1 protein-coding gene is annotated in these 555 nt (G+C 34.2%); it reads left to right on the top strand.

Going from position 1 to position 555, the window contains the following annotated elements; genetic code table 11:
- Positions 1-230: 230 nt before the first annotated feature.
- Positions 231-555: nitroreductase family protein (locus tag AC27IT_RS28015; RefSeq protein WP_487092295.1), on the top strand; the 325-nt coding region annotated here is incomplete at its 3' end.

The following is a 555-nucleotide window of genomic DNA, read 5'->3' as shown; positions in this document are numbered from 1 at the left end:
ATTTCTTTTTTCCTTACTCTCTTTATAGTTGTTTGTTCACTGGAGAATGATTCTTCACACTTCCAATTCACACCACTTCAAAAGTTTAAACTTTTTCCCTTGCAATTCTTAAATCAATGTATTATATTGTTGATGTATCAATTATTGATATGTCAAACAATTGTCCACAATCAAAAATATGGAAATGACAATAAATATGTTTAACGCCTAAAAAGAAAGGAATAATGACTATGACTACAAAAGACTTTAACGAAATTGCTTTAAAACGTCGTTCAATTAAAAAATATGATCCTTCAATAAAAATTAGCCGTGAGGAAATGGAGGAAATTCTTACAGAAGCTATGCGCGCTCCTTCTTCTGTTAATATGCAGCCGTGGCGCTTTGTTGTAATTGAAACGCCGGAAGGAAAAGAAAAGCTAGCTGAACTTGCGAAATTTAACAGTGAACAAGTTCATACATCTTCAGCTGTTATTGCCGTGTTTGGTGATATGAATAACGTTGAATATGCAGATGAGATTTTCGGCAAGGCCGTAGAGCTTGGCTATATGCCTCAAG

This window comes from Brevibacillus sp. YAE8 (assembly GCF_057543335.1).
Note: the sequence above shows the minus strand (reverse complement) of the source record. Positions and strands in the feature narration are given on the sequence as shown.